Source organism: Psychrobacter halotolerans (assembly GCF_039680845.1).
In the GTDB taxonomy this organism is placed as follows: Bacteria; Pseudomonadota; Gammaproteobacteria; order Pseudomonadales; family Moraxellaceae; genus Psychrobacter.
The window spans coordinates 43,602-64,459 of the sequence record NZ_JBDKWD010000007.1; the positions used below are offsets into that span (position 1 = coordinate 43,602).

Below are 20,858 nucleotides of genomic sequence, written 5' to 3' on the forward strand. Positions count from 1 at the left end.
TTAGATTTTACGACTGATCTGTTAAAAAAGCTCATACTCAAATATAGTATCAATTTAATACAGCCGCTAACATCATATGAAGCGAATGTTAAATAATAAGTTTATCTTAGTCATTGTAGACAGATAAGTCCGGAGACAATGGATATAAATATTCGATAGCAAAGACTATCCCTTCTATATCATTGTCACAAAGAAAATAACACTAAATAAGTCACCGATAAGTCACTCATAGTCCTTATTTTCAAGTGCCACGGCAATGTAATAAAAGCCGTTCACTGACCAATCAACTGTTCTTATATTCGATGGTTTACAAGCGCTTGTCAAGAAAAAATTCTAAAGCCCATACCCAACTATTAGTTATTAAATAATATACATTCATAAGGATAATTTGTTAAAATCAGCGGGTCATACATTTTTAGTATCATCAGAACGCTCAGATGTTATATTTACGTTTATCTACGAAGCTGTTTTATCAATTAAGGGGATTGCAATAATGGCATATGCGTCTAAAATCAATAATACTGCCAAACTGCTTATCAGTACTGCGTGTATGTTAATGTTGTCGATGAATGCCAGTCAGGCAGTACAGGTGTATAAGTCCATCGGTGCCCATGGCGAAGTCAAATACAGTCAGTTTGCGCCGCAAAATGGTAAAAATGTTGAGCTGATTGAATTTCGTAGCGATGGACGACAAAACAATTCAGGGCAGATGGCAGGTAAAACAGATCCCAACCAAGACGCCAATGCCCAAAGCGCAGAAGAACAGCGAGTGGCACAGTTAGAGGCGCGTATTAAAGAACAAGACGCTCAAGCCAATGCCCAGCGTTGCCAGTCACTACGCAATAATTTGACCAACCTCAATGTCGGCGGACGCATCTATGAAATGGACGCTAATGGTCAACGTCAGTATCTAGATGGCCGCGAAATCGAGCTTAAACGTGAGCGTGTCCAGCAGGCGATCAATCAATATTGCAACCCTACTACCTAACCGTTAGACAGTAGTCCCAACTGCATCACATGACGAATGGCTGCTGACATATCTTGAGCCTGTAGCCCTCGTTGTCCAACCAATAACGTCTCGCCACTGCTATGATCTTTATGGTAACGATTGACCAATATATCTCCTGCTAAACCGTGAATAACCGCTGCTTGGTGCAAGCTGCGCATCTCAGAATCAAGATCTTGTTGTGCTAATAATCCGGCGATAACACCTGACAACACATCACCCATACCCGCGGTTGCCATGCCAGCGTTACCGACACCGCAAACATAAACTTGCGCAGGTTCTAATCTATTTTCCAATATTAATGACCCAGCTCCTTTAAGCACCCAGTCTCCGCCATAAGTCGCCGTGCACTGTTTTATCGCTGCCAACCTATCGCTCTCTATCTCGCTTACCTTTTTCTCAAGCAATCTAGCGGCTTCACCACTGTGCGGTGTTAAGCATACTTGATGCTCCTTACTATATTCTCGCAATTGCTTGATAAGCGTATGATTGTCCCTCTGTAGTGAGGCCAAATGATACAAACCGTCGGCATCGATGACTATTGGCTTTTCTTGCGTTATAGCTGCCTGTATATAGCTTATAAATAAAGTCTCCGCTTTTTTATCTCGTCCGAGCCCCATACCAATAGCGATGATGCTAGCGGCTTTAATCAAGCCTTTCACCCCTTCTGCATCGTGCAGATCAATGGTCATAGCATCTGGCAATGCGGTTAATAAAGATCCGTGAAAAGCGCTATGACAAGCAACGGTAATTTTTCCTGCGCCTGCCGCCATCGTACTGGATGCAGACAATATCGCGGCTCCGCCCATTCCTTGTGAGTCATCAATACGGTTACCACCAATAATGAGCACATGACCATAGCTGCCTTTATAACTGTTTTGACGGCGTGCATTTAAACCATGAGCAGTAGTTAACAACTCAGCAATTGGTAAAAGCGCTTGATCCGTCTCTTGCGTCTGATTGTTGTCACTATGAGATGCAGTTTGAGAACGCGTTTTTTGGTAAGGAATCAGTGGTATATCGATCACCTCCCCGCTGTAGTCAGCCCCATCTTTGGTATGTAAACCAAATTTGCGCGCGATAAGGCACAAGGTTACATCCGCCTGTATTGCTACGCGCTCAAACACTTCGCCAGTGGAAGCAACCAAACCACTAGGAATATCGATTGCTATCGCCAAGGCGTTATTATGTTGAGCCGACTGATTAAAAGCGTGAATGGCTTGCTGATAAGGATCTTCAGGTTGACGATCTAAGCCAATACCAAACAGTGCATCAATATAAATATCAGCCTGCCAAGCGCTTTTCTTTGAATTAGTCTCATCATTGAGGGTGTCTTCAAAACGGTGATAATCGCAATCAGCTGACAGAGCTATTTGTCGCGCACGTACGGCATCTGTGATTTCGTCTATATTGTCAGAACCCTGATTTTTAGCATTTATCGCAAAGTCATGGCTTTCAAAACCAACCGTAATGACCTGCACTTGCCAGCCCGCTTGTTGTAGATAGTAGGCAATTAGCCAACCGTCCCCACCATTATTGCCTTTTCCAATCCAAACGCTGGCACGGCGTTCAGGGTTTTGATAAAAGTGCATTTCAGTGTTATTCGCGGCATTGGCGGTCACATACTTTTGCTCGTACAGCTGCTCAATGTGTTGCGCCATTTGCCAAGCCGCTTGTTGCATTAACCCAAAGCTGTCATGACCTTGTGCAAACCATGCTTGCTCCATCGCATAGAGTTGTTCGCTACTATAGAGCGCTATCGGCGTTATGTTTTTTTTGCCTAGTAAATTAGAACGCAGTTGCATCATTGATCCTCGCTTTTTTATCAATTTTTTTATTACCATAAGAAGCGCTATTGGCTTAGCTATATTATTAGCTTAGCAAAGACTGCTTTAACTTGTGTATCAATATGAATGCAAGTTTATTTGCTTTTATGCTTGCGCTCGTCGCTCACTGGCTTATCATAACGCTATTCACCTCAATACTGTTTGCCCCACATGAATAACATCCCTGACTCACACTTATTAGATCCTTCACAGCAGCAAATATCCACCAAACCACAGCCTGCTACAACCAATCGCATTGCTAAAAGCAACATCGTTGTTCATAACGCCTCTGTCTTTACAACCACAGAAGATGTCAAACAATGGATTAAGACGCAGGCACAAGTTTTAGGGTTTGCTGATTGCGGTTTTTTGTCCGTTCACCACCCTTTGTTTGCTAAGCAAATTGTGCAATTGCAACAATGGCTGGAGGAAGGTTATGAGGGTCAATTGCAATTTATGCACCACAATCATCATTTGCGTGCTCATCCCGATCAGCTGGTGGAAGGCGCCAAAACCATCATCAGTGTGCGTATGGATTATCTAACACAGACGCCAACACCTCGTACGGTTAGTGATAATGACCGTCCCAATCAAGGGATCATTGCGCGTTATGCAAGAGGCCGCGATTATCACAAAACCATGCGTAGCCGTTTGAAACAGTTGGCGTTAAAAATTGAAACCATGCTCCCTGAATGGCAACATCTTGATATTGGCTCAGAACAGGATTTTATTTTCAGACCTTTTAGTGACTCTGCGCCTATTTTTGAGCGTCCTATTGCAGATGCCGCTGGCCTTGGCTGGACAGGAAAACATACCTTGTTGCTTAATAAGCAAGGTGGCTCATTTTTTGTATTGGGTGAGTTGTTTATCAGTCTCGAATTGCCGGATGATAAACCAGTTAAGGCCCATTGTGGTAGTTGCAGTGCTTGTATTGATATCTGTCCGACTCAAGCGATTGTTGCGCCTTATAAGCTCAATGCCGCCGCTTGTATTTCTTATCTAACGATTGAACACGACGGTATTATTGATATAAAGTACCGCCGCGCGATTGGTAACCGCGTTTTTGGTTGTGATGACTGTCAGCTGATTTGCCCGTGGAATCGTTATGCCAACGTTACCCCAGTAGAGGACTTTGCCGCACGCCATGATCTCGATAACAGCAGTTTGCTTGAGCTTTGGCAATGGCAAGAAGCGGACTTTATGAAAAAAACAGAAGGCAGCCCGCTCAGACGCACAGGCTATATAAACTTCTTACGTAATATCGCGATTGGACTGGGCAATGCGAACGGTAGCACCCAGACTGTTGCCCAGTTGCAATCCAAACTGGGCAAACACAATGACATGCTTGACGAGCACATTACTTGGGCTATCGCTGAGCAAAATGACAAGCTCAATGTTGCTCATCAACAAAATGATTGAGTCGATTAATCCAAAGCCCTTCGTTTAAACACGCTTATTTAAAACTATCATGAAAATAAAAAACACCTCTTGTTTAAGAGGCGCTTTTTGGAAATATAATTTACTTTAAATTTGATTAGAACTTATAAATTTATGGCTTAGGAATACGTAGTACTTGGCCAGGATAGATTTTATCTGGATCAGACAACATGGGTTTGTTAGCCTCAAAGATCTTGGTATAGTCATTCGCAGAACCATAAACGTCTTGAGCGATTTTAGACAGACTGTCACCAGATTTTACCGTGTACATCGTAGATTCAGGTGCATCTTCTTCGATATCAATATTATCGATGACTTTGGCGACGTTCTGTACATTACCAATGGCAATAATAGCTTTTTCACGATCCGCTTGCGTTCTCGCTTTACCACTGATTTCTGCCGTATCAGTTGTGCCGTTATACTTAACTTGTAAGTCGCTGATACTAAGATTCTGTTGCTGAATACGGCGGAGTAAAAGGTTGGCAACCGACTGTGCTGAAGGTTCGTTACTGGCTACTGGTGTGTTAGTCGTGGTTGTGCTAGCTGGCTTTGTGGCTGCTGCTTTGGTTTCTGATTTTGCGTCATGCTTGTCATCATCGCGATTGAAAATCTTCTCACCGATATCTTTTGCAAAACTAAATACACCCATGTTACTGCTCCTATAAGATTTACTATTTATTATTTGTGATTATTTTTTGACGGCCAACCTAGATACATTTGGCCGTTCCTTGCTACCCTTATGAGTATAGTGAAAGTTATAGGGAGTGGATAGTAAGAGTATGTTGAGTAATGTTGACTTGGCGTAGCTTATGTTAATGTAATTGTGTATAAGGCTTTAATGGTTATGACAAATAAAGGGGATAAAAAAACCGCCTATCTTGGTAGATAGACGGCCATATTACATGTGCTAAGCGAATAGCGGATTATAGCTGTGCTTGTACGTAATCAATTGCTTTTTGTACAGTGGTCAATTCTGCTGAATCTTCATCAGGAATAGTAATACCAAAATCACTTTCAAATGACATTACCAATTCTACTAGGTCTAGTGAATCTGCACCTAGATCTTCCATGAATGAAGCATCGTTACTGATGTCTTCAACATTCATACCCAATTGCTCAGCTACTGCCGATTTAACTCTTAGCTCGGTATCGTTACTCATATAGATTTCTCCTCTTTGATCTATTATTTTGACAAATTGCCATAGCTCTGTGATTAGATACCATGGCATTTTACATAAATTGATATTTTTAGATTAGTAAGTCGTCTAAATGCATGATGCAGGTTATGCGACTGTTTAATAAAGCCTTACTATAATACAGGGCTTTGATATAAAAGTGTCCGTCATTATAGCACCCTTTATTATAGTTTACACTCGTTCACACAGTTTTTTATGAGAACTTTATTATAACTATGTAACGCCTGTTATCGCTTACATGTACATGCCACCGTTGACAGGAATAACAGCGCCTGTGATATAGCTGGCCTCATCACTTGCTAGAAAATGTACCGCTGCTGCGATGTCTTCTGGTTGACCCAGACGGCTGATTGGTACGGCATCTAACATAGAATTTAGGAGACGCTCATCCAGCTCATCGGTCATATCGGTTTCGATCAAACCAGGCGCCACGCAGTTAATAGTCACTTGGCGTGAACCAATTTCACGCGCTAAGGTACGGCTAAAGCCTTCAACGCCAGCTTTGGTCGCAGCGTAGTTAGACTGACCAGCATTACCCATTTGCGCGACGACAGAGGTAATATTAATGATACGTCCACGGCGCGCTTTCATCATGCCTCGAACAGCGCGCTTGCTCATACGGTAGATCGAGGTCAAATTGGTGTCAATGACATTGCTCCAATCATCATCTTTCATACGCATCAATAGGCCATCTTGGGTGATACCAGCATTGTTGACCAATACTTGTACAGCGCCGTAAACGCTTTCAATCTCTTCAAACAATTTATCAATTTGAGCCGTATCGCGTACATCTAAGACTCTGCCAATACCGCCCGTATCATGAAGATAATCGTTGATAAGCTCAGCACCCTTTTCACTGGTTGCCGTCCCAATAACAAAATGACCTTCTTTAGCGAAGCGCTTAGCAACTGCTTTACCGATGCCGCGACTGGCACCAGTGACTAATGTAATTGTACGACTCATGATAATATCTCCATTAATTTATCAAGACGAGCAGGCTTGTCAGTAGGATAGCTGGTAATTGGCTGTGCCTGACGCTTGGCCAGATTGCTCAAGACGTTACCACTACCGCATTCGATTAAAACGTTGATTTGTTTGTCAGTCAGCTCTTGCATTGTTTTCGACCATAATACTGGTTGACTCAATTGCTCTGTTAACGCCTGCTTGATCCCTATCGCGCTGCTCTCAATACGTGCATAACGATTTTGGATCACAGGAATAGTCGCCTGATCAAACTTGATGTCCGCTAATATCTCTGCCAGTGCATTGCTAGCAGGTTCCATAAGGGCACAATGTGACGGTACGCTAACCTTTAAAGAAATGGCTTTTTTGCCAGTGTTCTGTACTTTATCGATCACCGCGTTAACACCGACTGCATTTCCTGAGATGACCACTTGACCTGGGCTGTTAAAGTTGGCAGCACCCACCACTGCACCATCGACATGCTCGGTCGCCTGCTCGCACAGGTTTTCGACTCGATTGTCCTCAAGCCCTAAAACGGCTGCCATGGCCGTATCAATACCCAGCACAGCTTCTTGCATTAGCTGACCACGCTTATGTACCAGCTTTACGGCATCCGCTAAGGATATGACATCAGCGGCACAAAGCGCACTATACTCACCCAAAGAATGACCTGCTAAATAAGAGGGCGCTGTGGTTATTTTTTGTTTTAAGACACGCCATATCGCGATACTGGCCGTTAATAAAGCTGGCTGAGTATATTGCGTTTGATTGAGCTTTTCTTCGTCTTGACAGATGGCCCATAAATCTTCACCAAGCGCATCACTTGCTTCAGTGAACGTATCGCGAATCTCTGGATAAATTTCAGCAAGCTCGCTTACCATTCCAACCATTTGTGAGCCTTGTCCAGGAAAAATCACTGCAATACGCATAGGCTGCTTTTTTGCCATATCGGGTACAGAGTCCATAACCAATAGTCCTTATTTAATTGGAAACATCCCTAAAAACAATGGGGGTTATTATATTGTTAGATACTGTATCAAGCCATGATTGTTATTACTGGTCTCAACAATCAGTCCTCAACAAACTATACACTGCCAGACACTATTATCATAGCGCAGGCCATTCAAACACTTGCAAGTAAGCACATTGCATACGTTAAAAGGATAAATCCTACCAACTAATTTTAATGTCTGCTAAAAATTCAGAACAAACACCTTTTAAAATATCAGTTGTAAAAAACTTATAGCAAAAAGCCAAGCTATCCGGCCCCATAATATATGATGACGAAATAACTTGGCTTTTTTAATTTACAGCATATTATCTAATAATGGTTGCAAAGAAGTAATGACAATCACCAGTATTATCATTACTTTTATATTAGATATTAGACAATCAAGGACTTAAGCGTCTTGACTGACTTTGAATAATTGACGGCCACGATAAAAACCATCTTTAGTCATGTGATGACGGCGATGTTTTTCACCAGTGGTAGCATCTACGCTTAGCTCAGCCACTTCCATACGATGGTGTGAACGGCGCATGTCACGACGAGAACGGCTTTTACGACTTTTTTGAACAGCCATGATGTAGCTCCTATACTTAAAGGGATAAGCTTGAAATTCAGCTTTAGTTGATACTGACAGAGATTATACAATCACAACAACCTAAGTCTTAAGCATCAGTAATTAAATAGATTGTCACCTACTTAAAGGTGCCGACTATGTTTAGAATCTATACAACGGGCTTAGTCAGCGTCTGTTAGCAAGTAACTTGTTGCTAGAATGCAATAAACCGGACATTATACGCATGTTTATTGGATTAATAAAGCCCTGCCTTTCACTCTTCTACATAAAGCGCATAAAAGAGATGATAAATACTCTGTATAAAATAATTATCCTGTTATAGCTTGCCTTTAAGCGACGCTAAAGCTGCAAAAGGATTTTCACTTTCTTCTTCTTCTGGTATTTCCCCAAACTGCTCAACGGTCATCTCACAGTCTACATGCTTGGGCGCCATCGGAATTTTTAGTAAGATCTCATCTTCCACCAACTTCTTAAATGGCAATAAACGCTCTGGCGACTGCTCAGTAATGATTTCGTCGAGCAATAAATAATCTTGTTCTTCATTGACCAAACGCACTTGAGTCTCATTTTCCAATAACGAAATGTTATAGTCGTCAGACAAATCAATGGCAACTGGCTGTAGACAACGCTGGCAAGTGAGCCAAACCTCACCAGTCAGCGTAAAGGCCAAATGTAATACATTATTGCGACGATACAAGTTAGCATCGAGCTTGGTTTTTGACTGCTCATGTTCGGTCGATAAAGATCCAGCAAGACGATTAAATTCATTTGGCGATACTTCTCCCGACCATTCATAGCCTGTGTCTGCCCATTTGTCTAACGAGATATGCTCAGGCATGCTGGTGGTGACAGACGCTTTATTATGATCAGATTGCAGTGCCGACGATTTACTTTCTGGAGTGCTTGACATGCGAGGCCTCATTCATCAAAACGGTGTATAATATTGCCTGCCATACTAAAGGAAAGCACCCAGCTGCGCTAGCGCTAGTATGTTAAAATTGTTTTAGATAGTATGGTTTGGCGTGTTTTTTTATCCTTTTTATCTTCTATTCGGTCAGCGTTTTGTCTATGACGTCATTTAATAATAAAACTGATTTCTCTACTCTCCTGTCTCACGCCAAAGCAGTACAATTGCTGCAACGTTTAATCGACCTGACCAGTCTTCCGAAAGATAATGATTTGTTGAACCTTGAATGCAAAACCCTTGAGCACAAAGCACACCTAAAAAAGTGGCAACAAGAATGGCAAACGCTTTATATCGATAAAGTAGAGGATAGCAATCAACCTACTTTGATTGCTAATGACGAACAAATTGATAGTGGCGAACAAGCAGCGACAGACTGGTTGATTCTAGTATTCAATACCCTATTTGCAGACCAAAAAGTCGTCTTAGCTCGTGGCTTAGGAGAACCGGAATATTTCCCTGCTTGCAACAATCAACCCGCAAGGATTGAGTTTGCACATGGTTTTTTTGCCAGCGCACTACATGAAATAAGCCACTGGTGCGTGGCAGGCAAGACTCGTCGAACTCTGAGTGATTTTGGCTACTGGTACGCACCAGATGGTCGCTCTGCTGCTCAGCAGCAGGCATTTGAGCGCGTGGAAATCAAACCGCAAGCATTAGAATGTTTATTTACTTTGGCGTGCGACCGCCCCTTTCAAGTATCGCAGGATAATCTGTTTGCGACATTCGATACCAGTGGGAGCACTTTTGCTAATGACGTCTATCTACAAGCTGAAGAATACATCGCAAAACCCCATACGTTGCCGCATGATGCTAAAGTTTTATTATGTACCTTTCTTGCGATGCGCTTTAATGTCTGTACCTCTGAGCCGTTATAACCAAAATTAATATACCAGTTTCGTTGTTTTTGACTTTGCTCTTACCTTTATCATTATTTCGTTAACGATTTTCTACGGACAGTAACGCCTTGCCACTAAATTTATGTCTACTATGACCTATACTAATTATTGAGGCCGTTTTTTGGTAATAGTAAATTTGGTCAGTGTTTGCCAAATTATATGCTCATTGCTTTATTTATAATCGTCTTTATCAAGACAACGGCGTATCGTCCTAAACCACGATATATTTACTTAATAATAAATCTATACACTCGATAAAAAATTAATAATTATAAGGAATCATCATGCAAGTACTTTATATTCACCCTGAAAATCCACAGCCCCGACTTATTGAACAAGCGGCTGATCTATTACGTAGAGACCAATTAATTATTTATCCTACTGATACCAGTTACGCCTTTGGTTGCCGCTTAGGGGCAAAAGATGCGCTAGAAAAGCTCAAGCAAATTAGGGAGCTTGATGATAAACATCAATTTACCCTACTTTGCCGCGACTTAAGTGAAATTGCCAATTATGCGACTGTAGACAATGTACAGTTTAAACAACTAAAAGCTCATACCCCAGCCCCTATTACCTTCATTCTCAATGTCACAAAAGATGTGCCAAAAAAACTTGCACATGCCAAGAAAAAAACCATTGGTATACGAGTGCCCAGTAACCCTATTGCTCAGGCACTTTTAGAGGCCATGGATGAGCCAATCTTGACCAGCTCACTCATATTACCCAATAGAGACGACATATTAGATGATCCATTCGAGATTGAAGAGCTATTGGGCAATCAGATAGATGGTCTTATTAACGCGGGTATAAAAACGACCAAACTAACCACGATTGTTGATATGACCAGTAGCCAACCAGAAGTGGTGAGACAAGGTGCGGCAGATGTCGAATCACTATTGCTGTAGATCGTAAAAAGCAGTAAACAATACGCAAAAAAAAGCTCCAATTGGATTGGAGCTTTTTTATAGCTTATAGTATTAGTATAAAATTAGTCGCGATCAACCAATTCTACATAAGCCATTGGCGCATTGTCACCATCACGGTAACCGCATTTTACGATACGCAAATAACCACCTGGACGCGTCTGGTAACGAGGACCTAACGTGCCAAATAATTTGCCTACCATAGCTTTGCTACGCATACGGCTAAATGCCAAACGACGGTTAGCAACGCTGTCTTCTTTAGCCATAGTGATTAATGGCTCGGCAACGCGACGTAACTCTTTTGCTTTTGGTAAAGTTGTTTTGATCAGTTCATGCTCAAATAATGAGTTGGTCATGTTCTGAAACATTGCCTTACGATGACTGCCGGTACGACCCAGCTTGACTCCACTCTTACGATGGCGCATAGTCAATAATCCTTAAAGTTTAACGGCTACGATAAGAAAAGCGATCATCAACACGTAAATCAGCTGGTGGCCAGTTATCTAGGCGCATACCGAGCTCTAAATCTTTAGACGCTAGTACGTCTTTGATTTCCGTTAATGATTTCTTACCAAGATTTGGGGTTTTTAATAGTTCAGTCTCTGAACGTTGTACCAAATCACCGATATAGTAAATGTTTTCAGCTTTCAAGCAGTTGGCTGAGCGAACCGTTAGTTCAAGATCGTCCACAGGGCGTAATAGCACCGGATCAACCTCTTCTTTTTCTTTCACAGGCTCAGGCGCTTCTTCAGCTTCTAGGTCAACAAAGATAGAAATCTGTTGTTGTAAAATAGTGGCTGCTTTACGAATTGCTTCTTCTGGATCTATAGTGCCATTAGTTTCAAGCTCAACGATAAGACGATCAAGATCAGTACGCTGTTCAACACGAGCGTTCTCAACCTGATAAGCAACACGAAGCACAGGACTAAAACTTGCATCAAGTTTTAGGCGTCCAATTGCCTTAGTATCACCATCTTCACGGCGCTGATTTGCTGGCTCATATCCACGACCCATCACTACACGCAAACGCATCTTAAGATGACCACGATCGCTCAATGTGCCTAATACCAATTCTGGATTGATAATATCTACATTGTGCGGTAACGAGATGTCTGCAGCAGTAATAGTGCCTGGACCTTGTTTATCCAAGGTCAAAAATACTTCATTTTGGTCATGAAGGGTAATTGCCAAGCCTTTTAGGTTCAAAAGCAGGTCAAGTACGTCTTCTTGTAGCCCTTCAAGCGTTGAGTATTCATGGTCAACACCATCAATCTCAGCTTCAATGACTGCAGCACCAGGTAATGAAGATAACAAGATGCGACGTAGAGCATTACCTAAGGTATGCCCAAAGCCGCGTTCTAACGGTTCGAGCGTGACTTTCGCAATCGTTTCATTAACCGTATCCACATTAATGGCATTCGGCGTTAGAAACTCAGTTGCATTTAGCATCATGATGTCACCTCGATTTATTAAACTGGTTTAATTAACGTTGATTGCTCAATGCTAACTTCATAGCATTGAGCAGTACGTTTATTTAGAGTATAGCTCAACGATCAAGCTTTCGTTGATTTCAGCAGGTAGATCAATACGATCAGGCGCTTGTTTAAACGTACCCTGTAGTTTGCTGTGATCAACATCTAGCCATTCTGGAATACCACGTTGTGTTGCTAGTTCAATAGCATTTTTAATACGTAGCTGTTCGCGAGACTTCTCTTGGATAGCGATGACATCACCATCTTGAAGCTGAATTGATGGAATGTTCACACGAACAAACTCATCACGACCAGCTTTTTTTACCATAACAGTACGATGACTGACTAGCTGACGTGCTTCAGCGCGAGTTGAGCCAAAGCCCATGCGATATACTACGTTGTCTAAACGACTTTCTAGCATAGCTAAAAGGTTTTCACCAGTAGCGCCACGCTTACGAGCAGCTTCTTTATAGTAATTAGCAAACTGACGCTCTAATACACCGTAAATACGCTTAACTTTTTGCTTTTCACGCAACTGTAGAGCATATTCTGAGGTCTTGTTACGGCTTACGCCGTGCTGACCTGGTGGACGACCAGCTTTTTTCGTTTTTACGTCGTATGGTTTAACGCCAGACTTAAGGCCCAAGTCTGTACCTTCACGACGTGATAATTTGAGTTTTGGTCCAATATAACGGGCCATGTTTATGTCTCCTATAAGCTTTTGAAATAAAAAGCTTCGTCTTTAATATTAGACGCGGCGCTTTTTCGGCGCACGGCAACCATTGTGTGGGATTGGGGTTACATCAGAGATGCTGTTAACTTTATAACCCAATGCACCTAGTGCTCTTACCGCAGACTCACGACCCGGTCCTGGTCCTTTGACCAAAACATCGATGTTCTTAACACCATATTCTTGAGCCGCTTTACCAGCGACTTCAGCTGCAACCTGAGCTGCAAATGGTGTAGATTTACGTGAACCACGGAAGCCTTGTCCACCTGAAGTGGCCCAAGCCAATGCATTACCTTGACGATCGGTAATCGTAACAATGGTGTTATTAAAAGACGCATGGATATGGGCTACGCCCTCCGATACTGAACGACGAGTCACCTTTTTGCGACTACGAGTGTCTTTTGCCATCTTTTAGCTTCCTAAGTTAATTATCTTTTGAGAGGACGTGTCGGACCCTTACGAGTACGAGCGTTATTCTTGGTATTCTGACCTCTAACTGGTAGGTTACGACGATGGCGGATACCACGGTAACAACCAAGATCAACTAAACGCTTAATGTTCATTGAAACTTCACGACGAAGGTCACCTTCAGTCATATAGTTTGCAACTTGTGCACGGATAGCATCTAACTGTGTATCATCTAACTGACTAACTTTAGTAGTAGGGGCAATGCCAACTGCTTCTAAGATTTTCTGAGCAGTGGTACGACCTACACCAAAAATGTAAGTTAGTGAAATAACAGCATGCTTATTATCCGGAATGTTTACGCCGGCAATACGAGCCATTGATTTCTCTCCATTAAAGAAAAATAAGCGTTATCTACTGATAAGGCATTATTTCTCAGATTTGTTGCTGTTAATACTAGATCTTTTACGATTAAAATCGCTGTTTTAGCTTAATGACAAGCTTATCATCGATAATATTATAAAATATTCTGTATAAACACGGCAAGTGGCGGATGATATCGCATCCGCCGTTATTTTTCAAGCTTTAATTTAAATAGTAACAAAAGTTTAAAACCTTAAGATACTAAATATTAACCTTGACGTTGCTTGTGGCGAGGTTCAGCTGTACAAATAATATGTACACGGCCTTTACGGCGCACAACTTTACAGCTACCACAAATCTTTTTAACTGATGCTTGAACTTTCATAGCATGCTCCTTGAAATATCGTACCGCTCATTTAAGATTGAGTGGGCGATTGAATTAACGTCTGATCATGATATTGATGAGTCATCAAGTGCGCTTTTACCTGCGAAATGAAATCCATTACCACAACCACCATAATCAGCAAAGACGTACCCCCAAGATGGAACGGTACACCAAACGATGACTGGACGATCATTGGCATTAAACAAATAACCGTCATATACATCGCGCCAATAAAGGTCAGTCGGTTTAATACATGATCGAGATAACGCTGAGTTTGTTGTCCTGGGCGAATACCTGGAATATACGCACCACTACGTTTAAGGTTCTCAGCTACTTCACGTGGACTAAATACCAATGCCGTGTAAAAGTAACAGAAGAAAATAATCATCGCACCGAACAGTACCAAATACAGCGGTTGTCCTGGAGACAATACCAATGCCATATTTTGTAATATACTTTGTGTGAAAGTAGGATCAGTCGATTGACCAACCCACTGCCCTAAACTTGCTGGAAACAACAACAATGAACTGGCAAAAATGGCCGGGATAACCCCTGCCATATTAAGCTTCAACGGCAAATGAGACTGCTGTTGAGCGTAAATCTTGCGACCTTGTTGCTGTTTTTGTGCATAGTTTACGGGTACACGGCGCTGGGCACGTTCAATATAAACAATACCAGCAGTAACCGCGATACCTAACAAAGCAAAAATAAACAGTACAATCAAGTTCATTTGACCTTGATTGACCTGCTCGATGGACTGCGAAATCATACCTGGTGTACCCGCCACAATACTCGCAAAAATGAGCATTGAAATACCATTACCAACCCCACGTTCTGTAATCTGCTCACCAAGCCACATTAAGAACATAGCCCCTGCGACTAAAGAAGTAACCGCTGGGATATAAAAGGTAAGGCCAGTAGATAAGGTAAGATTTTGACTGATTAATCCAGCACACATTCCTAACGATTGTACCAGTGCTAAACCAAGCGTCCCTTGACGGGTATACTTATTCAGCTTACGCCGTCCTGCTTCACCCTCTTTTTTGAGCGCTTCAAGCGATGGCAATACTGCAGACATCATTTGTACAATAATTGATGCTGAAATATAGGGCATAATGCCAAGTGCCATGATGGACATGCGTTCTAGTGCACCACCTGAGAACATGTTAAACATGCTCAGAATAGTATTTTCGTTGCGCGAAAACAGATCAGCTAGATTAACTGGGTTAATACCCGGTACAGGAATATGCGATCCTAAACGATAAACAATCAATGCGCCGATTAAAAATAATAAGCGTGTCCATAATTCATCATACTTACGTATGAAGGCAAACGGATTAAGCGGTATACCAGTCGATGACATTGATTGTTTTGACACGTTACTACTCCTCGATGCTACCACCAGCAGCTTCGATTGCTTGCTTAGCGCCTTTAGTTACTTTAATACCTTTAAAAGTATAAGCTTTAGTAACTTCGCCTGATAGCATAACACGGGCACGCTTCATATCATGACGGATAAGGTTGGCAGCTTTAAGTGTTTCAATGCTAACCACATCGCCTTCAATTTTATTTAGTTCAGAAAGACGTACTTCAGCCGTCTTCATTGCCATTTTACTGGTAAAACCAAATTTTGGTAGACGACGGTATAAAGGCATTTGACCACCTTCAAATCCTGAGCGAATGCTAGAACCTGAACGAGATTTCTGACCTTTTACACCACGACCACCAGTCTTACCAAGACCTGAACCGATACCACGACCACGACGTTGGGCAGTTTTCTTTGCGCCAACACCTGGTGATAATTCATTTAATCTAAGTCCCATTACGCTTCCTCCACTTTTACCATGTAGTTGACGCGATTGACCATACCACGGGTTGAAGGAGTATCTTCTACTTCAACAGTATGATTAATACGGCGTAAACCCAATCCTTTCAAGCTCGCTTTGTGGCTCTTTAGGCGATGGGCACCCGATTTAAATTGAGTGACTTTCATTTTTTTCATCGTAACTCACCTAGTCTAAGTTAACCCAAGATTTCGTCTACAGATTTACCACGCTTAGCTGCCATCTTTTCTGGAGTTGACATATCACGTAAACCGTTAAACGTTGCACGAACAACGTTAGCAGTATTGGTAGAACCATAACATTTAGTCAAAACATCTTTGACACCAGCAACTTCTAATACAGCACGCATTGCGCCACCAGCGATTACGCCAGTACCTTCAGATGCAGGTTGCATATAGACTTTACTTGCGCCATGACGTGCTTTGATTGGATGATACAAAGTTGCATCATTAAGATCAACAGTGATCATATTGCGTTTGGCAGCTTCTAACGCTTTTTGAATCGCTGCTGGTACTTCACGGGCTTTACCGCGACCAAAACCAACACGACCATTGCCATCGCCCACTACGGTCAACGCAGTGAAAGAGAAAATACGACCACCTTTAACAACTTTTGCAACGCGATCAACGGTAACTAGGCGTTCTACTAGACCGTCAGTCTGTTCGTTCTTATCATTTTTATCATTTCTAGCCATGATTAAAACTCCAATCCATTTTCGCGAGCTGCTTCCGCTAAAGCTTTAACTCGACCATGATATTTAAAACCACTGCGGTCAAAGGCAACTTTAGTAATACCAGCTGCTTTTGCGCGTTCTGCGATCATTTGGCCTACAGACGTTGCGGCATCAATGTTGCCAGTTGCGCCTGAACGTAAACTGCCGTCCAACGTAGATGCCTGAGCAATCACTTCACCACCGTTCGGAGAGATAATCTGGGCATAAATATGTTTTGGCGTGCGGTTAACCGTTAAGCGATGAGCGCCTAAGACACGGATATGCGCGCGGGTTTTCTTAGCTCGACGCAGACGAGCTGCTTTTTTATCAAACATTTCAACTCACCTTATTTTTTCTTAGCTTCTTTGCGAATCACATGTTCATCACTGTAACGGATACCTTTACCTTTATAAGGCTCAGGTGGACGGAAACCACGGATATTAGCCGCTGCTTGACCAAGCTGCTGTTTATTGTTTGACTTCAAAACAATTTCAGTTTGCGTTGGGGTTTCAGCTGACACACCTTCAGGTAACGTGTACTCTACTGGATGAGAATAACCAACGTTCAATGTTACTTTGTTACCAGTAACTTGAGCGCGGTAACCAACACCAATTAACTGAAGACGTCTTTCAAAGCCTTCGTTCACGCCTGTAACATAGTTGTTAAGCAAGGCGCGCATGGTGCCAGTGTGCATCATAGCTTCTTTTGAATCGACTGTAGGTGAGAAAATGATAGCATCATCTTCCTGTTTCAGCTCGACCAATTCATGCAGGCGTAAAGACAAATTGCCGTTCTTGCCTTTAACTTCGACCTGCCGATCGTTCAAAGTAACGCTTACGCCGTTTGGCAACGCTACTGGGGCTTTAGCCACACGAGACATAGGAATATTCCTTAAAAAATTGACTTCTTTATATTAGCGAAAAAACTAACAGGCTAAAAAGCCTGCTAGTTTAGCATAATTGCCTCCACTAAACACCCTTCAATTTTATTAATATCAGATGTAAAGCTTAATCAAGATTTGCTAAACCTATTTAGGTAGCAGCAAATCTTAAAGGAGATCAAATAGACTTTATCGTCTCGTTATCTAACGCATTAAATGCTAATTAGGCAACGAATGCAACGATTTCACCACCGATACCTGCAGCGCGTGCAGCACGATCGCTCATGATACCTTGGCTGGTTGATACGATAGCAACACCCATACCTTGCTTAACAGTAGGGATAGCGTCTTTACCGCGATGCTGGCGTAAACCAGGACGGCTAAAACGTTGAATAGTTTCGATGACAGCACGGCCTTCGAAGTATTTTAGTTCGATAGATAGGTTTGCTTTATTGTTATCTTCTTCAGTAACAACAGCGCTTGCTACGTAACCTTCGCTAACTAATAAATCAGCAATTGACTTGCGTAATTTAGAGCTCGGCATTGTTACCGATACTTTGTTAGCCATTTGTGCGTTACGGATACGGGTTAGCATATCCCCAACGGTATCTTGCATACTCATATAGTTACTCCTTACCAGCTTGCTTTACGAACACCAGGCACATCGCCTTGCATGACACGCTCACGCAGCATATTGCGTGATAAGCCAAACTTGCGGAAGTAACCGTGAGGACGACCGGTGATAGCACAACGATTGCGTAGACGTACTGGTGATGAGTTGCGTGGAAGAGCTTGTAGCTCTAACATTGCTTCCATACGAGTTTCGTCGCTTGCATTCATATCACTGATAGTTTCTTTTAGCTTGATACGCTTTTCAGCATATTTAGCAACCATTTTCTCGCGCTTTAATTCGCGGTTAATCATGCTCTTCTTTGCCATAACGTCTTTACCTTATTTAAATGGGAAGCCGAATGCTTTAAGCAACGCACGACCTTCTTCATCAGTAGCAGCTGACGTAGTGATAGTCACATCCATACCACGGATACGATCGATCTTATCAAAGTCTACTTCTGGGAATACGATTTGTTCTTTGATACCCAATGAGTAGTTACCACGTCCGTCAAAGGCTTTAGGTGAAAAACCGCGGAAATCACGAATACGAGGAATTGCAATGGCAACGAGACGATCTAAAAATTCGTACATTTGCTCACCGCGTAGCGTTACTTTACAGCCAATTGGCCATTCTTCACGAATCTTAAAGCCAGCAACTGATTTACGCGCTTTGGTGACAACAGGCTTTTGACCAGCAATTGCAGTCATATCAGCCACTGCACCTTCAAGTAATTTCTTATCTTGAGACGCACCGCCTACACCCATGTTTAGTGTGATTTTAGTGATTTTAGGCACTTGCATCACATTCGCCAAACCAAGTTCTTCTTTGATTTTCTGCTTTAGTTCATCGTTATATAAAGATTTTAATCTTGCCATTACCATTACACCCTTAGTGTCTTACGCAGTCGCCACTACTTCACCGTTCGAACGATAGACGCGTTGTTTCTTGCCGTCTTCGCCGAACTGATAAGTAATACGATCAGCTTTTTGGGTTTGCGCATTTAATATTGCGACATTTGAGATATGCAGAAAAGCTTCTTGCTTAAGAATGCCGCCTTCGACGCCAGTTGCCTGATTTGGCTTCTGATGTTTGGTGACAATATTAATGCCTTCTACTTTAATACGATCATTTTTTACAGCTTGAACAGTACCTTGTTTGCCTTTATCTTTACCAGCAATCACGATAACTGTATCGCCTTTACGTAATTTTGACATGGATTACCTCACAATACTTCTGGTGCTAGTGATACAATTTTCATAAACTGATCACCACGTAGTTCACGAGTTACCGGTCCAAAAATACGAGTTGCAATAGGTGCTTTGTTTTGGTTCAACAATACCGCAGCATTGTCATCAAAACGTAACACAGAACCATCCGGACGACGAACGCCTTTTTTGGTACGTACAACTACTGCATTCATCACGTCGCCTTTTTTAACACGACCACGTGGAATGGCTTCTTTAACCGTTACTTTAATAATGTCGCCAACTGATGCATAACGACGATGAGAACCACCCAGTACTTTAATGCACTGAACTCGCCTTGCACCGCTATTGTCTGCAACTTCCAGCATTGACTCAACCTGAATCATAGCGTTACTCCACACGTATGAGCAATAAAAACCAGTTGCTGCCGCTAGCACAGTATGAGTAGTCGGCATTTTAATATTAATAACCGCTGCTTACTCTTAATGTGAGTGATATACGCTCGGCGCAATCAGCATCCTTAAAAAGGCGGCTATTTTAACAGCTTCTGGCTTTTAATGCAATTTACTTAGATTTTTTCTACTTTTTCAACCACATCAACCAAAGTCCATGACTTGGTTTTAGAGATTGGACGCGTTTCTTTGATGCGGACAAGGTCACCTTGTTGGCAGACGTTATTCTCATCATGTGCTTTGATCTTTGTAGAACGACGAAGCTGTTTGCCATACAAAGGATGACGAACCAGACGCTCAATCAAAACTGTGATGGACTTGTCCATCTTGTCGCTGACAACTCGTCCTGTCAATACGCTAGCATTGGTAGCTGTTTGATTGTTATCGCTCATGAGTCGCCTCGTTGTTTCTCGTTAATCAAAGTCTGAATCTGAGCAATCGTACGACGATTGCCTCTGACTTCATGGGTATTACCCAACTGACCAGTTGCTTTAGCCATACGAATACGGAAAGCATCAAGTTGCTTTTCATCAAGTAACTGGGTCAGTTCTTCTAATGATTTTTCACGTAATTCACTGATCTTCATTACATTATCGTCCGCTTAACAATGGTAGTTTTAAAGGGCAATTTTGCTGCAGCAAGCGTGAAAGCTTCACGTGCAAGCTCTTCTGGCACCCCTTCAATTTCATATAGCACTTTACCAGGTTTGATTTCGCATACCCAATACTCTACAGGACCTTTACCTTTACCCATACGTACTTCTAATGGTTTGTTGGTAATTGGCTTGTCTGGGAATACACGAATCCAAATCTTACCGCCACGCTTAATTTTACGAGTGATGGTACGACGTGCTGCTTCAATTTGACGGGCAGTCATACGACCACGAGTCAAAGATTTTAGACCAATTTGTCCGAATGCAACGGTGCTTCCACGGTGAGCAAGACCTGTGTTACGACCTTTATGCATTTTACGAAACTTGGTACGTTTTGGCTGTAACATA

Annotated in this window: 31 protein-coding genes; 4 read left to right on the top strand and 27 right to left on the bottom strand. The window is 42.2% G+C overall.

Annotation, left to right across the window (positions count from 1 at the left end; genetic code table 11):
- The first annotated feature begins 493 nt into the window (after positions 1-493).
- The gene (locus tag AAJP47_RS12220; RefSeq protein ID WP_346718196.1) at positions 494-988 is read left to right on the top strand and encodes a DUF4124 domain-containing protein; all 495 of its coding nucleotides are present in this window, start codon (positions 494-496) and stop codon (positions 986-988) included.
- Here the strand turns inward: AAJP47_RS12220 and AAJP47_RS12225 are convergent.
- Entirely contained in the window at positions 985-2,811 is a 1,827-nt protein-coding gene (locus AAJP47_RS12225) for an NAD(P)H-hydrate dehydratase (protein ID WP_346718197.1), read from the bottom strand. The two genes, AAJP47_RS12220 and AAJP47_RS12225, sit on opposite strands and share 4 nt — an antisense overlap.
- A gap of 192 nt (positions 2,812-3,003) precedes the next feature.
- Between AAJP47_RS12225 and queG the strand changes: the two genes are divergently transcribed.
- Positions 3,004-4,251 carry a tRNA epoxyqueuosine(34) reductase QueG gene (gene queG / locus AAJP47_RS12230; protein ID WP_346718198.1) on the top strand — a complete coding sequence of 416 codons (1,248 nt, stop codon included), beginning with the start codon at positions 3,004-3,006 and terminating at the stop codon, positions 4,249-4,251.
- A 130-nt stretch (positions 4,252-4,381) separates the two neighbouring features.
- On the opposite strand, the gene lysM is transcribed toward queG, so the two are convergent.
- From lysM to AAJP47_RS12260, 6 genes are all read right to left on the bottom strand, one after another.
- On the bottom strand, positions 4,382-4,918 hold the full coding sequence (lysM, locus tag AAJP47_RS12235; protein WP_346718199.1) for a peptidoglycan-binding protein LysM: 537 nt from the start codon (positions 4,916-4,918) through the stop codon (positions 4,382-4,384).
- A 274-nt stretch (positions 4,919-5,192) separates the two neighbouring features.
- Positions 5,193-5,429: an acyl carrier protein gene (gene acpP, locus AAJP47_RS12240; protein WP_058368288.1), complete on the bottom strand. Its 237-nt coding sequence runs from the start codon at positions 5,427-5,429 to the stop codon at positions 5,193-5,195.
- A 270-nt stretch (positions 5,430-5,699) separates the two neighbouring features.
- Positions 5,700-6,434, bottom strand: coding sequence for a 3-oxoacyl-ACP reductase FabG (gene fabG, locus AAJP47_RS12245; protein ID WP_346718306.1), 735 nt, complete (start codon positions 6,432-6,434; stop codon positions 5,700-5,702).
- Positions 6,425-7,393: an ACP S-malonyltransferase gene (fabD, locus tag AAJP47_RS12250; protein ID WP_346718200.1), complete on the bottom strand. Its 969-nt coding sequence runs from the start codon at positions 7,391-7,393 to the stop codon at positions 6,425-6,427. The genes fabG and fabD overlap by 10 nt, the downstream gene beginning before the upstream one ends.
- A 435-nt stretch (positions 7,394-7,828) precedes the next feature.
- Entirely contained in the window at positions 7,829-8,011 is a 183-nt protein-coding gene (rpmF, locus tag AAJP47_RS12255) for a 50S ribosomal protein L32 (protein WP_010196743.1), read from the bottom strand.
- A 316-nt stretch (positions 8,012-8,327) separates the two neighbouring features.
- A complete protein-coding gene (locus AAJP47_RS12260; RefSeq protein WP_346718201.1) occupies positions 8,328-8,921 on the bottom strand; it encodes a YceD family protein in 594 nt (197 codons plus the stop codon).
- 158 nt (positions 8,922-9,079) lie between these two features.
- Between AAJP47_RS12260 and AAJP47_RS12265 the strand changes: the two genes are divergently transcribed.
- Both AAJP47_RS12265 and AAJP47_RS12270 read left to right on the top strand, forming a co-directional pair.
- Positions 9,080-9,853 (top strand): elongation factor P hydroxylase, encoded by a 774-nt coding sequence (locus AAJP47_RS12265; protein WP_346718202.1) that lies wholly within the window; start codon positions 9,080-9,082, stop codon positions 9,851-9,853.
- Positions 9,854-10,158: 305 nt separating this feature from the next.
- A complete protein-coding gene (locus AAJP47_RS12270; RefSeq protein ID WP_346718203.1) occupies positions 10,159-10,779 on the top strand; it encodes an L-threonylcarbamoyladenylate synthase in 621 nt (206 codons plus the stop codon).
- An 83-nt stretch (positions 10,780-10,862) separates the two neighbouring features.
- Here AAJP47_RS12270 and rplQ read toward each other — a convergent pair whose 3' ends face one another.
- The 20 genes from rplQ to rplP all read right to left on the bottom strand — a co-directional run bounded on the left by rplQ (position 10,863) and on the right by rplP (position 20,857).
- Positions 10,863-11,222: a 50S ribosomal protein L17 gene (rplQ, locus tag AAJP47_RS12275; protein ID WP_021813387.1), complete on the bottom strand. Its 360-nt coding sequence runs from the start codon at positions 11,220-11,222 to the stop codon at positions 10,863-10,865.
- Between the two features lie 19 nt (positions 11,223-11,241).
- A complete protein-coding gene (locus AAJP47_RS12280) occupies positions 11,242-12,249 on the bottom strand; it encodes a DNA-directed RNA polymerase subunit alpha (RefSeq protein ID WP_193006024.1) in 1,008 nt (335 codons plus the stop codon).
- Positions 12,250-12,327: 78 nt separating this feature from the next.
- Entirely contained in the window at positions 12,328-12,969 is a 642-nt protein-coding gene (gene rpsD / locus AAJP47_RS12285; RefSeq protein ID WP_010196731.1) for a 30S ribosomal protein S4, read from the bottom strand.
- 48 nt (positions 12,970-13,017) lie between these two features.
- The gene (gene rpsK / locus AAJP47_RS12290; RefSeq protein WP_058368279.1) at positions 13,018-13,407 is read right to left on the bottom strand and encodes a 30S ribosomal protein S11; all 390 of its coding nucleotides are present in this window, start codon (positions 13,405-13,407) and stop codon (positions 13,018-13,020) included.
- Positions 13,408-13,427: 20 nt separating this feature from the next.
- The gene (gene rpsM, locus AAJP47_RS12295) at positions 13,428-13,784 is read right to left on the bottom strand and encodes a 30S ribosomal protein S13 (protein ID WP_021813384.1); all 357 of its coding nucleotides are present in this window, start codon (positions 13,782-13,784) and stop codon (positions 13,428-13,430) included.
- A 251-nt stretch (positions 13,785-14,035) separates the two neighbouring features.
- On the bottom strand, positions 14,036-14,152 hold the full coding sequence (gene rpmJ, locus AAJP47_RS12300; protein WP_010196721.1) for a 50S ribosomal protein L36: 117 nt from the start codon (positions 14,150-14,152) through the stop codon (positions 14,036-14,038).
- A 31-nt stretch (positions 14,153-14,183) separates the two neighbouring features.
- A complete protein-coding gene (gene secY / locus AAJP47_RS12305) occupies positions 14,184-15,515 on the bottom strand; it encodes a preprotein translocase subunit SecY (protein ID WP_346718307.1) in 1,332 nt (443 codons plus the stop codon).
- Between the two features lie 19 nt (positions 15,516-15,534).
- On the bottom strand, positions 15,535-15,975 hold the full coding sequence (gene rplO / locus AAJP47_RS12310; protein WP_346718204.1) for a 50S ribosomal protein L15: 441 nt from the start codon (positions 15,973-15,975) through the stop codon (positions 15,535-15,537).
- Positions 15,975-16,154: a 50S ribosomal protein L30 gene (rpmD, locus tag AAJP47_RS12315; protein WP_010196714.1), complete on the bottom strand. Its 180-nt coding sequence runs from the start codon at positions 16,152-16,154 to the stop codon at positions 15,975-15,977. The genes rplO and rpmD overlap by 1 nt, the downstream gene beginning before the upstream one ends.
- A 20-nt stretch (positions 16,155-16,174) precedes the next feature.
- Positions 16,175-16,690 carry a 30S ribosomal protein S5 gene (gene rpsE, locus AAJP47_RS12320; protein ID WP_193006028.1) on the bottom strand — a complete coding sequence of 172 codons (516 nt, stop codon included), beginning with the start codon at positions 16,688-16,690 and terminating at the stop codon, positions 16,175-16,177.
- A 2-nt stretch (positions 16,691-16,692) separates the two neighbouring features.
- Positions 16,693-17,043: a 50S ribosomal protein L18 gene (rplR, locus tag AAJP47_RS12325; protein WP_346718205.1), complete on the bottom strand. Its 351-nt coding sequence runs from the start codon at positions 17,041-17,043 to the stop codon at positions 16,693-16,695.
- 11 nt (positions 17,044-17,054) lie between these two features.
- The gene (rplF, locus tag AAJP47_RS12330) at positions 17,055-17,588 is read right to left on the bottom strand and encodes a 50S ribosomal protein L6 (protein ID WP_346718206.1); all 534 of its coding nucleotides are present in this window, start codon (positions 17,586-17,588) and stop codon (positions 17,055-17,057) included.
- Positions 17,589-17,811: 223 nt separating this feature from the next.
- On the bottom strand, positions 17,812-18,210 hold the full coding sequence (gene rpsH, locus AAJP47_RS12335; protein WP_346718207.1) for a 30S ribosomal protein S8: 399 nt from the start codon (positions 18,208-18,210) through the stop codon (positions 17,812-17,814).
- Positions 18,211-18,221: 11 nt separating this feature from the next.
- Positions 18,222-18,527: a 30S ribosomal protein S14 gene (gene rpsN, locus AAJP47_RS12340; protein WP_062843941.1), complete on the bottom strand. Its 306-nt coding sequence runs from the start codon at positions 18,525-18,527 to the stop codon at positions 18,222-18,224.
- Positions 18,528-18,539: 12 nt separating this feature from the next.
- Positions 18,540-19,076: a 50S ribosomal protein L5 gene (gene rplE, locus AAJP47_RS12345; RefSeq protein ID WP_346718208.1), complete on the bottom strand. Its 537-nt coding sequence runs from the start codon at positions 19,074-19,076 to the stop codon at positions 18,540-18,542.
- A 21-nt stretch (positions 19,077-19,097) separates the two neighbouring features.
- Entirely contained in the window at positions 19,098-19,415 is a 318-nt protein-coding gene (gene rplX / locus AAJP47_RS12350; protein WP_011279796.1) for a 50S ribosomal protein L24, read from the bottom strand.
- Positions 19,416-19,423: 8 nt separating this feature from the next.
- Positions 19,424-19,792, bottom strand: coding sequence for a 50S ribosomal protein L14 (rplN, locus tag AAJP47_RS12355; RefSeq protein ID WP_010196702.1), 369 nt, complete (start codon positions 19,790-19,792; stop codon positions 19,424-19,426).
- A 182-nt stretch (positions 19,793-19,974) separates the two neighbouring features.
- Positions 19,975-20,250, bottom strand: coding sequence for a 30S ribosomal protein S17 (gene rpsQ / locus AAJP47_RS12360; protein ID WP_021813375.1), 276 nt, complete (start codon positions 20,248-20,250; stop codon positions 19,975-19,977).
- On the bottom strand, positions 20,247-20,444 hold the full coding sequence (gene rpmC / locus AAJP47_RS12365; protein ID WP_346718209.1) for a 50S ribosomal protein L29: 198 nt from the start codon (positions 20,442-20,444) through the stop codon (positions 20,247-20,249). The genes rpsQ and rpmC overlap by 4 nt, the downstream gene beginning before the upstream one ends.
- On the bottom strand, positions 20,444-20,857 hold the full coding sequence (rplP, locus tag AAJP47_RS12370; RefSeq protein ID WP_010196693.1) for a 50S ribosomal protein L16: 414 nt from the start codon (positions 20,855-20,857) through the stop codon (positions 20,444-20,446). Before rplP ends, rpmC begins: the two co-directional genes overlap by 1 nt.
- Position 20,858: the final 1 nt, after the last annotated feature.

Coding starts and splice junctions, on each gene's coding strand:
- AAJP47_RS12220 (WP_346718196.1), top strand. CDS start 494: ATGGCATATGCGTCTAAAATCAATAATACTGCCAAACTGCTTATCAGT.
- AAJP47_RS12225 (WP_346718197.1), bottom strand. CDS start 2,811: ATGCAACTGCGTTCTAATTTACTAGGCAAAAAAAACATAACGCCGATA.
- queG (WP_346718198.1), top strand. CDS start 3,004: ATGAATAACATCCCTGACTCACACTTATTAGATCCTTCACAGCAGCAA.
- lysM (WP_346718199.1), bottom strand. CDS start 4,918: ATGGGTGTATTTAGTTTTGCAAAAGATATCGGTGAGAAGATTTTCAAT.
- acpP (WP_058368288.1), bottom strand. CDS start 5,429: ATGAGTAACGATACCGAGCTAAGAGTTAAATCGGCAGTAGCTGAGCAA.
- fabD (WP_346718200.1), bottom strand. CDS start 7,393: ATGGACTCTGTACCCGATATGGCAAAAAAGCAGCCTATGCGTATTGCA.
- rpmF (WP_010196743.1), bottom strand. CDS start 8,011: ATGGCTGTTCAAAAAAGTCGTAAAAGCCGTTCTCGTCGTGACATGCGC.
- AAJP47_RS12260 (WP_346718201.1), bottom strand. CDS start 8,921: ATGTCAAGCACTCCAGAAAGTAAATCGTCGGCACTGCAATCTGATCAT.
- AAJP47_RS12265 (WP_346718202.1), top strand. CDS start 9,080: ATGACGTCATTTAATAATAAAACTGATTTCTCTACTCTCCTGTCTCAC.
- AAJP47_RS12270 (WP_346718203.1), top strand. CDS start 10,159: ATGCAAGTACTTTATATTCACCCTGAAAATCCACAGCCCCGACTTATT.
- rplQ (WP_021813387.1), bottom strand. CDS start 11,222: ATGCGCCATCGTAAGAGTGGAGTCAAGCTGGGTCGTACCGGCAGTCAT.
- AAJP47_RS12280 (WP_193006024.1), bottom strand. CDS start 12,249: ATGATGCTAAATGCAACTGAGTTTCTAACGCCGAATGCCATTAATGTG.
- rpsD (WP_010196731.1), bottom strand. CDS start 12,969: ATGGCCCGTTATATTGGACCAAAACTCAAATTATCACGTCGTGAAGGT.
- rpsK (WP_058368279.1), bottom strand. CDS start 13,407: ATGGCAAAAGACACTCGTAGTCGCAAAAAGGTGACTCGTCGTTCAGTA.
- rpsM (WP_021813384.1), bottom strand. CDS start 13,784: ATGGCTCGTATTGCCGGCGTAAACATTCCGGATAATAAGCATGCTGTT.
- rpmJ (WP_010196721.1), bottom strand. CDS start 14,152: ATGAAAGTTCAAGCATCAGTTAAAAAGATTTGTGGTAGCTGTAAAGTT.
- secY (WP_346718307.1), bottom strand. CDS start 15,515: ATGTCATCGACTGGTATACCGCTTAATCCGTTTGCCTTCATACGTAAG.
- rplO (WP_346718204.1), bottom strand. CDS start 15,975: ATGGGACTTAGATTAAATGAATTATCACCAGGTGTTGGCGCAAAGAAA.
- rpmD (WP_010196714.1), bottom strand. CDS start 16,154: ATGAAAAAAATGAAAGTCACTCAATTTAAATCGGGTGCCCATCGCCTA.
- rpsE (WP_193006028.1), bottom strand. CDS start 16,690: ATGGCTAGAAATGATAAAAATGATAAGAACGAACAGACTGACGGTCTA.
- rplR (WP_346718205.1), bottom strand. CDS start 17,043: ATGTTTGATAAAAAAGCAGCTCGTCTGCGTCGAGCTAAGAAAACCCGC.
- rplF (WP_346718206.1), bottom strand. CDS start 17,588: ATGTCTCGTGTGGCTAAAGCCCCAGTAGCGTTGCCAAACGGCGTAAGC.
- rpsH (WP_346718207.1), bottom strand. CDS start 18,210: ATGAGTATGCAAGATACCGTTGGGGATATGCTAACCCGTATCCGTAAC.
- rpsN (WP_062843941.1), bottom strand. CDS start 18,527: ATGGCAAAGAAGAGCATGATTAACCGCGAATTAAAGCGCGAGAAAATG.
- rplE (WP_346718208.1), bottom strand. CDS start 19,076: ATGGCAAGATTAAAATCTTTATATAACGATGAACTAAAGCAGAAAATC.
- rplX (WP_011279796.1), bottom strand. CDS start 19,415: ATGTCAAAATTACGTAAAGGCGATACAGTTATCGTGATTGCTGGTAAA.
- rplN (WP_010196702.1), bottom strand. CDS start 19,792: ATGATTCAGGTTGAGTCAATGCTGGAAGTTGCAGACAATAGCGGTGCA.
- rpsQ (WP_021813375.1), bottom strand. CDS start 20,250: ATGAGCGATAACAATCAAACAGCTACCAATGCTAGCGTATTGACAGGA.
- rpmC (WP_346718209.1), bottom strand. CDS start 20,444: ATGAAGATCAGTGAATTACGTGAAAAATCATTAGAAGAACTGACCCAG.
- rplP (WP_010196693.1), bottom strand. CDS start 20,857: ATGTTACAGCCAAAACGTACCAAGTTTCGTAAAATGCATAAAGGTCGT.